Here is an 11,211-nt window from a genome sequence, read left to right on the forward strand (position 1 = left end):
TAAAATCTGTCACTATGAACAAGGCCAATTGGATACCCGCACGCAAAACTACCCTGATAGCTGTATGTGGAGTGATTCTTATCACTATCATCGCTTTCTTCATCTGGAAGTACAATCAGTTTGACACGGTGAATGCTAACAACACCGCGTTTGCGAAATATGTGGAGGCTTACACTGCGGGCGTTGTATCGCGCGAAAGCGGGGTACGCGTGCGTTTGGCATCGCAGGTAAATACACTCCAGCAAACCAACCAGGAAGATAACCGACGGCTTTTCTCACTCAACCCCAACGTGAAGGGAAAAACATATTGGATAGATGCACGGACAGTGGAGTTCAAGCCGGACGACCCCCTTAAGCCGGGAAGGGAATACCAAGTTACCTTCCACCTCGGCGAGGTAGCCGATGTCAGTACTGACCTCAAAGATTTCACATTTAATTTTAAGGTCATCGAGCCTTCTTATAACGTGGAAATTGATGGGTTGACAACACAAACAGCTAGTACTACAGACCTGATGAAACTCACCGGACGCATTGCTTTTGCAGATGTGGAGCAGCCGGAAGCCATTGAGAAAATACTCAAGGCATCTTCCCAAAATGAGGCCGCGTATGACATTAAATGGCAACATAATGCCCAAACACGCTTGTCTACCTACGTAATCGACTCCATAGCCCGGGGCGATAAGGAAACAAACCTTGTGCTTAGTTGGGACGGCCGACCGATATCCGCATCAAAAGATGGAAAAAAAACCATCGAGATACCAGCAAAGGGAAGCTTCAAGGTATTGGATATCCGTGCCGTACACGAGCCGGAGCAATACGTATTGGTTCAATTTTCAGACCCTATCCTCGTTGCCCAGCAACTTAGCGGGCTAATCGATATTGCCGGGGTACGGGACCTTCGCTATACGATAGACGGCAGTGAAGTAAAAGTATATACACCCGACCGCTTGGAGGGCGACTACTCGATAGCCGTAAACGAAGGGGTGGAAAACATCAGCAAGCGGAAAATAACGGATGCATATGCTGCCAATGTCAATTTCGAGAACCGGCTGCCATCCGTCAGTATTCCGGGCAAGGGTACCATCTTGCCGGGATCGGGCAAGCTGACCATGCCATTTGAAGCAGTGAACCTGAAGGCAGTAGATGTAACCATCGTGAAAATTTTCGAAAACAATGTACCGCAGTATTTCCAGCAGACGTACGACAGCAAATATGAGCTTCGGCGCGTGGCCCGGCCCGTGGTGCAGAAAACCATTGCGCTGGATGCCGACAAGAGCGTCAACCTGCACCGTAAAAACCGCTTTTCGCTGGATATCGACCAGCTGCTCAAGGCCGAACCGGGGGCCATCTACCGGATACTGATCGGATTTCGCCATAGCTACTCGGTATACCCGTGTAGCGATGCGGATGCCGAAGCTATCGCCGACGCAGAAGCGCAGCAACGCAGCTATTATTACGGCGACTCGATTGATGAAGATGACGAGTTCTGGGCACGCTACAACAGCTATTACCCATACGATTACGATTGGGACGAACGCGACAACCCCTGCCATAGTGCATACTACACCACCGAGCGCTGGGCCAGCCGCGATATGCTTGCATCGAACATCGGGCTAATCACCAAGCGCGGCAATGACAACAGTGTAAACGTGATTGCCACCAGCATCCTCACCGCCCAACCGATGGCCGACGTAGAAATAAAACTGCTAGACTACCAGCAACAGGTTATCCAGACCGCCACAACCAATAGCGATGGGTTTGCTAAAGTGGAAGTACCCCGCAAACCGTTTATGCTTATCGCAGCCAAAAATGAAGAACGGGGCTATCTCAAATTGGACGACGGTTCTTCCCTACCGCTCAGCCGCTTTGACGTGGGAGGCGACGTAGTGCAAAAAGGTATAAAAGGCTTCATCTATGGCGAACGCGGCGTATGGCGACCGGGCGATTCGCTGTTTGTAGGTTTCATCATGGAAAACCAATCGGCCAACCTGCCACAAGGCCACCCTGTCACATTTGAGCTATATGATCCCAAAGGGCAGCTCAACAAACGGCTGGTAGAGTCAAAGAATACCAACGGGTTCTATACATTCAAAACAAAAACGGAATCCACCGCCCCGACGGGCAACTGGATCGCCAAAGTGAGTGTGGGCGGTGCGGTATTCCAGAAAACATTGAAAATAGAGACCGTGATGCCTAACCGGTTGAAAATAGACCTTGATTTCGGCGGCAATGCGGTACTGCGTAAAGGCAGTTCGGTTCCCGTCAACCTGTCGGCAAAATGGCTTTTCGGCGCCGATGTGCAAGGGCTCAAAGCCCGGGTGGAAGCCGTAGTGACGCCCGTAAAGACCGCTTTCGATAGTTACCGACAATATGTATTTGACGACCCTACGCGCAGTTTCGCACAAGAGAGCCAAGTGTTGTTTGATGGGACACTGGACGAAACGGGAAAAGCCGCGTTCTCGGCAGATATTGCCGCCACGAACGGTGCTCCCGGCATGCTCCGAGCCAGCTTTACCACCCGTGTATTCGAACCCGGCGGCAATTTTAGCATCGATAATGTAAACATGCCGTATAGTCCCTATAGCAGCTATATTGGCTTGCAGACACCCCAGGGCGACCGCCTGTCGGGCAGGCTACTTACCGATGTGGACCATACCGTAGACATTGTAGGGGTAGACGCAAACGGCAAGAAAATAACCGGAAATCGTCGCGTACAGGTAGAGTTCTATAAAATACGGTGGCGCTGGTGGTGGAACCAGGAAGACGAGTACCTAGGCAATTTCACACAGGACAAGTACAACCAGCTGCTCAAAAAAGAGACTATCACCCTCGACAACGGTGCTGGCAAATGGAACATCCGGGTGAATTACCCCGACTGGGGCCGATACCTTGTACGCGTAGTGGATTTGGAGAGTGGCCACGCCTCGGGCCGGACATTATATATCGATTGGCCGGGTTGGGCACAGCGCGAGCAGCAGAACAACCCCACTGAAGCATCCATGCTGTCGTTCACCGCCGATAAGGGAACCTACCAAGCCGGCGATAAAGTAACGCTGACCATTCCATCATCAGCCGGTGGTCGTGGGCTAATCAGTATCGAAAATGGCAGTCGCGTACTTGATAGCTGGTGGATAGAGACTGAACAAGGGCAGACCGTCTACACGTTTGAGGCCACCGAAGAGATGGCACCCAATGTATTTGTAAACGTAACCCTGCTGCAACCGCACCAGCAAACGGCAAACGACCTCCCCATACGGATGTATGGCGTGATTCCGTTGCTGATAGAAAACCCCAAAACCATCCTCAAACCCAAAATCGGGATTGCAGAAACGATCAGGCCGGAAACCGAATCGCGCATCTCCGTCTCCGAAACCAACGGCAAGGCCATGACTTACACCATCGCTATCGTAGACGAGGGGCTGCTGGACCTTACCCGCTTCAAAACGCCCGACCCGCACGCAAGCTTCTACGCCCGCGAAGCGTTGGGTGTGAAGTCATGGGACCTTTTTGACCAAGTACTGGGCGCCTGGGGCGGCGACCTCGAGCGTATCCTAAGCATCGGGGGTGATGGCGAAATAGACCGCAATGTAAACCCAGCGAAAGCCAACAGGTTCCAGCCTGTGGTCAAGTTCATGGGCCCCTTCACGTTGGGCAAGGGCCGCACCAACACGCACAACTTCATCCTACCGCAATACATCGGCTCCGTACGGGCCATGGTAATTGCAGGACAGGACGGTGCTTATGGGTTTGCCGAAAAAGCCGTAGCCGTGAAAAAGCCGTTGATGCTGCTGGCAACCCTACCGCGCGTAATCGGACCGAAGGAGACCTTTAAATTGCCGCTCACGGTCTTCGCCATGGAAAACGAGGTAAAGCAGGTCAGCCTCGACGTCACCGCATTGGGCGGCCTTACCGTGCAAAACGGAAAACAGACGCTGCGTTTCGCCAAACCCGGCGAACAGATGGCCTACGCCACCGTCTCCGTGGGCAACGAAACCGGGGTAGGCAAGCTCAAGGCCGTTGCAAAAAGCGGTTCGGAAACAGCCGTTTACGAAATCGAGATCGACATCCGCAACCCCAACCCGTTCATCACCTCGGTTGATAAAAGTGAAATAGCAGGTAATGGGTCGTGGCAACGGGCCATCGAGCCCCTTGGGCCGGGTAATGGCAACACGGCGGCGGTAGAAGTATCGTCCTTGCCCCCTATCAACCTCTCCAAGAGGCTCAATTACCTCATCAGGTATCCGTATGGATGCCTGGAACAGGTGACATCAAGCGTATTCCCGCAGCTGATGTTGGATAGGCTGATCGAATTGAAAGACCGGGATAAAGCCGCCATCGAGCGAAATATCAAGGCGGGCATCAACCGGCTACGCAACTACCAGCTACCAAACGGCGGGATGGGATACTGGCCGGGCTCAACCGAAGTCAATGAATGGAGTACCAGCTACGCCGGGCACTTCCTTTTGGAGGCACAAGCCAAAGGATACACCCTACCCACGGGCTTCCTCGATAACTGGCTACGGTTCCAACGGGGTGCGGCGCAAGGGTGGACACCAAGCCAATACAACTGGCGTGGCGGCGACCTCGTGCAAGCGTACCGCCTCTATCTATTGGCCCTGGCTAAGGCCCCAGAAATCGGGGCTATGAATCGGCTCAAGGAGTTCCCTTACCTATCTGACGAGGCCGCGTGGCGGCTAGCCGCAGCCTATCAACTGGCTGGCCAGGGTATCGTAGCCAGCCAGCTGGTAAAAAACCGGTCCACGGAAGTGACACCCTATGAGCACGCCGGGCGTACCTTCGGGTCGGCACTGCGCGACCGTGCCATGATCCTCGAGACGTTGGATCTCATGGGGCACCGCCAAGAAGCCGAGCGGGAACTACTCTCCGTGGCAGCAGGCCTCGACAACGATTACTGGTATAGCACGCAAACAACGGCATATGCCTTGCTCGCCATTGGCAAATTCGGTGGTAGCGAGCAGCGGAAGAACAGTTTCGAATACACCTTGAACGGCGAGTCAGCCAACGTAAACGCGGATACCTATCTATACCGCATCGATGTGGGTATGAACAGCGCAAATGCGGAAAAAACGTTACGTATCCAAAACAACGGGACAAACAAACTATACGTCCGCGTAATCCGGGAAGGCCAGCCCCCTGTGGGAGAGAACCCTCCGGCGCGGAACAACCTCGAACTGCTTACTATGAATGTAAGGTATACGAACCAGCAGGGCGAGGAAATAGACCCTGCTACATTACTGCAAGGAACGGATTTCATTGCTGAGGTAACACTCAAAAACACGGGTAGTATGGGGATGTACGAGCACATGGCGCTTGCACAGATCTTCCCTTCGGGCTGGGAGATCATCAATACCCGGCTGAATAATACGGAGTCGGCGGTGCGCTCGTCTCCAGCTACCTATCAGGACATCCGGGACGACCGGGTACTGACGCACTTCAACCTCAGGCAGGGCGAAACGCTCACCTACCGCGTGCAATTGAATGCATCGTATATTGGCAAGTATTTCTTACCTGCCGTAAGCGTAGAAGCTATGTACGACGACCGGATACAGGCAACGGTGCCCGGCCAGTGGGTGCAAGTGGTTAGTAATTGATTGGTGATAATTAATTATCACCAATCAATTACGTAAGGCCTGCTCGATCAGTTCACTGTAAAACTCTGCTTCAGTCATCCCGGCCGCACGCACCTGTTGGGGGATGAAGCTTTGTGCCGTCTGCCCTGGGATGGTATTGATCTCGATGAAATAAAACTTATCTGTATTCCGCTCCAGAAAAAAGTCGACACGTACCATGCCCTTACAATTCAGACGGGTGTAAATCGCTTTGACAACGCGTTCCACACGGCCGCGTTGCTCCTTAGTCAGCTCGGCGGGGGTAATCTCCCGGGTCTGGCTATCGATGTATTTTGCCTCGAAATCAAAAAATTCGCGCCCGGTTATCACCTCCGTTGCCGGCAGCACCACCAGCTCGCCTTCCTTACGATATATACCAACGGAAAACTCACGGCCATCCACGAATTCCTCTACAATAACCTGGTTGCCCGTGTTAGCCGCGTTGAAAGCCTTCTCGACCGCTTCAGCGAGGGCGTCGGCCGTTTTCACCTTAGTCATCCCGATACTGCTACCGCCCGCGTTGGGTTTGACGAAATAGGGCAACGAAAGCGCGCCATGCACCATATCCACGGCTACTGCCCGCTGAGATTCAAATAATTGTACCGATTTTGCTAAATATAGGTCGGGAATGCCGGCAAGCACAGCCTTCGTATATGCTTTATTCATGGTCAATGCAGACGTAAGGGCATCGCACGAGGTATAGGGTATACCCAACATATCAAAATATCCTTGGAGGCGACCATCTTCACCTGGCGACCCATGCAACATCATAAATACTAAATCGAAACGAACGGTACGCCCGTCCACCAATAGGGTAAAGTCATTGCGATCTACAGGATACCTGACACCATTATCGCTAACGTAAAACCAGCCATCAATGGTAACCGTGACGGTATAGACGTCGTATTTCGACTTATCCAATTGCTGGAAAACAAAATTTGCGCTCTTTAGCGAAACCTCTGACTCAGCGGTGTAGCCGCCCGTAACCAATGCGATGCAAATGCCCATAATTAAGCAAACATAGATAACTTGGAGGTTATATGCAAGATGCGGAAGTAGAGGGAATAAAATATAATTTGCTATGCCCGGAAAAACGAATAATTTTGTCCGACTGACATCGCATTTGATGTCCGATGAATAAACAATGGCGCTAATATTGCTCTGCAATAAGGAGACACACAACTAGCGTGCATGCTAAGACTTGACAATGGTTAAATTTTTCAAATACCTAGGGACCGAAACATTTAGAAAAAACTTAATCGGTGCGCTCATCGGCATTGCCGTACTCTTACTGGTTATCATATTCGGCCTTAATACATACACCCGACATAACGAGTCGGTAGTGGTGCCACAGCTGAAAGGCATGCAGATCGATGAAGCCATCAGGAAATTGCAGGCAGAAGGCTTTGAATACGACCTCGACTCGGTCTACCAAGTGGATGCCAAACCGGGGCTGGTAATCGAGCAAGACCCCGATCCGCAAACAAAGGTGAAGAAAAACCGAACGTTATACCTCACCATCATCACCCGGGTGGCACCCGAAGTGGCTTTCCCCGACCTGATAGAGAAAACATTCGTAGAAGCACGCGCTGTCCTCAATAGCTACGGCATCAAACTAGGCGATACCGTCTACATTCCCGATATTGCCCGAGACGTGGTACTCGATGTTAAGTTTGGCAACGAGCGGCTCAACGTCGGGCGGCCGATTCCGAAAGGGTCGACGGTAGACCTCATCCTAGGAGATGGGCGCGGAGACAGTGAAATACAGGTGCCCGACCTGACCGGACTCACACTGGAGCAGGTGCGGTTTGCCTTGCAAGGCAACTCGTTAACGCTCGGAACCGTAAACTATATGGGGCTGGTGACCGATACAGCCAATGCAACCGTAGTGTCGCAGACTCCAACGGCCACAGACCCAAAAGTAAGCATCGGAACTCCTATTAATATCGCACTGACGAATCAACAATAAGCCACTTACGGTAGTACAAACCGTCGGCAGACAGACATGGAAAGACAAACAACTGGAACGGAGAAAGCCGGATGAAGAAAAAAAGAAGAAGAGGAATATTCATAACATTGGGAATCGCAGCGGCAGTAGCACTAGCCACGGGGGCGGCTATAGCTTATAAATATTATCTTTCGTTCTTCGCTCCCAATGTAACCGCCGACGCCGAATACCTCTATATCTATTCGCACTGGGATTTCGAGGATGTGATGACCAGTATCGGTGAGCTACATGCGGTAGAAGATACGGCCACATTCCGGTGGGCGGCCGTAAAAATGGAATACCCCGGCCGGGTGAAACCAGGTAAATACAAGTTGGAGCCCGGCATGAACAACCGTACACTCATCAACAGACTCGGCGGCGGGTTCCAGGAGCCGGTGAAGCTACGGTTCGAAAACCTGCGGCTAAAAGAAAACCTAGCGGCTGTACTTGCAAGACAGTTAGAGCCGGATTCCATCGCCTTCATCGACTTACTGAACGATGACGGCTCGGCAGCACATTTTGGATTCGACAGCGAAAATTTCCTCAGCATGTTCATACCGAACACGTATGAATTTTATTGGAATACGTCTACCGAACAATTCGCCGAGCGGATGAACAGCGAATACCAGAAATTCTGGAACGACGACCGTAGGCAAAAGGCGGCCGCGCTCAACCTCAGTGTACAAGAAGTGGCCGTGCTGGCATCCATTGTCAAAGGGGAGGCTTTGCACACCGACGAGATGCCCACCATTGCTGGTCTGTACCTGAACCGGCTTCGGAAAGGTATGTTGCTGCAAGCCGACCCGACGGTGATCTTCGCTAACAACGACTTTACCATACGGCGTGTGCTGTATCGCCACCTGCGTACCGACTCGCCATACAATACATACTTATACCGCGGGCTACCACCGGGTCCAATCATGATGCCGAGTATAGCATCGATCGATGCAGTACTGAATTACCACCAACATGATTATATCTACATGTGTGCGAAAGATGATTTTTCGGGTTACCATAACTTTGCGGTGACACAGGCGGAGCACAACATCAACGCCCGCAAATTCCAGCAGGCACTTAACGAACGAAATATCAAGCGCTGATGTATACGTATGAAACAACCGTACGGGTCCGATATGCGGAGACCGACCAAATGGGATATGTGTATTACGGTAATTACGCCACCTTCTACGAGGTGGGCAGGGTGGAATTATTCCGCAGCTTAGGGTTCTCATACAAGGCGTTGGAAGATAGCGGTGTGATGATGCCAGTACTGGAGCTGCATTCGCGCTTCCTGAAGCCCTCACGGTACGATGAAGAAATTACCGTACGTACATATCTGAAGGAGAAGCCTACCGTTAAAATCCGATTTGATTACGAATTGTTCAACGAACACGATGAATTGATCAACACGGGAAGCACCACGTTGGTTTTCGTAGATATCAAACGCGGCAAACCGTGTATGGCACCGCCCGATTTCATGGAGCGACTAGAGCCATATTTCGATAAACAATGAATTGGGCACACCGCAACTTACTGAAGTTCAAACCTTATTTCCAATTTATAGAATGGACAAAGGGAGTCGTGCTGCCCGGATTTGGAGCACTACCGCTGTATACTGTGGCGACCTTTTTTTTTCAGGAAATAGCACGCGAGTCCATCCTCAATAAAGCGTCGTCGCTGGCCTATAACTTCATGCTGGCTATTTTCCCGGGCATAATCTTCTTGTTTACGCTAATTCCCTATATCCCAATCGACAATTTCCAGGAACAGCTTTTGGATTTCATGGAGGTGGTCATGCCTGAGAATGCATTTCTCACCGTCGAATCGACATTGGAAGACATCATAAAAAACCAGAATAGCGGACTGCTCTCCATCGGTTTTATCCTAGCCACCTTTTTTGCTACCAATGGTGTCAGCTCGTTGATGCTGGCATTCAATAAATCATCATTGCTTATCGAAAGCCGCAGCTGGGGACACCAGCGGCTCGTTGCCATCGGATTGACACTTATGATCATCATCGCGTTGGCCGTGGGGATGACCATTTTTACCGCTGCAGGATACGTGGTAGCGTACCTCCGAGAGAATATCAAAATCAACGCCGCCTTCTGGGGCTTTGTCATCGCAGCCGCCCGGTGGGTTATCCTCTTTGGCATTTACTTCCTGACAGTAAGTATACTCTACAAATTCGGACCGGCATCATCGCGCAAGTGGAAGCTCTTCAGCCCCGGTGCCACCTTGGCCACTATCCTAGCCATATTGACATTCTCGGGCTTTGCGTTTTATATAAACAACTTCAACGCCTACAACAAGTTATACGGTTCCATCGGTACACTTATCGTCATCATGATCTGGTTGTACCTCAATTCCCTCATCCTGTTAGTGGGCTTTGAGCTGAATGCGAGTATCGCACTTTCAAAACAAAGCATCAAGATTGTCCGACCGCGTACATTCAACACCTTCAAATCTAGCGATCCGGCCAAAACTGCGGAAGACCACCGAAAAAATGAGTGATACCGCACTACTGTAGCGGCATCACCTCCGTGGTATCCATTGGCATTTCCGTCGCCCCATCCTCGTGCTCTGGAGCCTGATCGATCAACTCCATGAACTGATCGAGCTTGGGCGTAATGATAATTTGTGTACGTCGGTTACGTGCTTTGCCGCTTTCAGTCGCATTGCTGGCGATGGTATTGTATTCGCCGCGGCCGGCGGCTGTAAGGCGTTTGGGGTCAACACCATAGTCTTCTTGAAGCGCCTGCACCACGGAAGAACCACGCAGTACACTCAAATCCCAATTATTGCGGATATTAGGTTTCGAAATGGGCACATTGTCGGTATTACCTTCTACGAGTACCTCGTAGTCACTATAATCCATGATGATCTTCGCAATCTTGCCAAGTGTCGCTCCTGCCCTATCAGATATTTCATAGCTTCCGGACTTATAAAGCATATTGTCTGACAACGATATGTACACGACACCTTTCAGTACCTGCACATCCACGTCCTGCACCTCCTCACGACTCAACGAGCGGGTCAGCCGATTGGTCAACACCATATTCAACGAGTCGCTCCTATTCTTGGTATTCACCAAATGCTGGATGTACCGGTTGGATGCATTAATTTCATCGACCAACTTGGAAATATTCACATTACCTTGATTGGATGAGGTAAGGCACTTATCAAGCGCGTCTTGCAGCGCAGCAAGGTTGGAACGCTCAGCGGCAATCCGGTCTTCGAGGCTTCTCACCTGGCTGTTTGCCGACGACAGCTGCTGCTGAGCCTCCTGATATTGTTTGTTCAATTCCTGCTCCCGCCGCTGCATTTCGTCATAATTTGCCTGCAATGAACGGAATTTCTTGTTGCTTACGCACCCTGGAAGCACGGACACCATAGCCAACATGGCTAACACCGCGTATATTGGTAATCGTCTCATTTCTTATTTCTCCTTTCGTTTTCAATATTTCTACCCTATGACCATGCCAACATAATGCCAAAAATAGCCAACATGCGATTGAGAAAGCGATACCCCACGTTAAATAATAAAACAATCTGGACTTACCCCGAAATTTATAGGTCTAGTGTCAGTTGGTCGGG

At 51.0% G+C, this 11,211-nt stretch carries 7 protein-coding genes; 5 read left to right on the forward strand and 2 right to left on the reverse strand.

The genetic code is table 11. The features are described 5' to 3' along the window. Nucleotides 1-14: 14 nt before the first annotated feature. Nucleotides 15-5,612: an MG2 domain-containing protein gene (locus tag NGM62_RS16885; protein WP_262249446.1), complete on the forward strand. Its 5,598-nt coding sequence runs from the start codon at nucleotides 15-17 to the stop codon at nucleotides 5,610-5,612. Nucleotides 5,613-5,636: 24 nt separating this feature from the next. On the opposite strand, the gene NGM62_RS16890 is transcribed toward NGM62_RS16885, so the two are convergent. Beyond that, nucleotides 5,637-6,638, reverse strand: a complete 1,002-nt coding sequence (locus NGM62_RS16890) for a D-alanine--D-alanine ligase (RefSeq protein ID WP_262249448.1) — start codon at nucleotides 6,636-6,638, stop codon at nucleotides 5,637-5,639. A 199-nt stretch (nucleotides 6,639-6,837) separates the two neighbouring features. On the opposite strand from NGM62_RS16890, the gene NGM62_RS16895 reads away from it, so the two are divergent. The 4 genes from NGM62_RS16895 to NGM62_RS16910 all read left to right on the forward strand — a co-directional run bounded on the left by NGM62_RS16895 (nucleotide 6,838) and on the right by NGM62_RS16910 (nucleotide 10,128). Beyond that, a complete protein-coding gene (locus NGM62_RS16895) occupies nucleotides 6,838-7,599 on the forward strand; it encodes a PASTA domain-containing protein (RefSeq protein WP_262249449.1) in 762 nt (253 codons plus the stop codon). Nucleotides 7,600-7,670: 71 nt separating this feature from the next. Beyond that, a complete protein-coding gene (gene mltG, locus NGM62_RS16900) occupies nucleotides 7,671-8,717 on the forward strand; it encodes an endolytic transglycosylase MltG (RefSeq protein ID WP_262249450.1) in 1,047 nt (348 codons plus the stop codon). Then, entirely contained in the window at nucleotides 8,717-9,130 is a 414-nt protein-coding gene (locus NGM62_RS16905; protein WP_262249452.1) for an acyl-CoA thioesterase, read from the forward strand. Before mltG ends, NGM62_RS16905 begins: the two co-directional genes overlap by 1 nt. After that, the gene (locus tag NGM62_RS16910; protein ID WP_262249454.1) at nucleotides 9,127-10,128 is read left to right on the forward strand and encodes a YihY/virulence factor BrkB family protein; all 1,002 of its coding nucleotides are present in this window, start codon (nucleotides 9,127-9,129) and stop codon (nucleotides 10,126-10,128) included. Before NGM62_RS16905 ends, NGM62_RS16910 begins: the two co-directional genes overlap by 4 nt. Before the next feature lie 7 nt (nucleotides 10,129-10,135). Here the strand turns inward: NGM62_RS16910 and NGM62_RS16915 are convergent, their stop codons facing one another. Continuing rightward, the gene (locus tag NGM62_RS16915) at nucleotides 10,136-11,050 is read right to left on the reverse strand and encodes an OmpA family protein (protein ID WP_262249455.1); all 915 of its coding nucleotides are present in this window, start codon (nucleotides 11,048-11,050) and stop codon (nucleotides 10,136-10,138) included. Nucleotides 11,051-11,211: the final 161 nt, after the last annotated feature.

Source organism: Parapedobacter soli (genome assembly GCF_025460835.1).
GTDB lineage: Bacteria > Bacteroidota > Bacteroidia > Sphingobacteriales > Sphingobacteriaceae > Parapedobacter > Parapedobacter soli.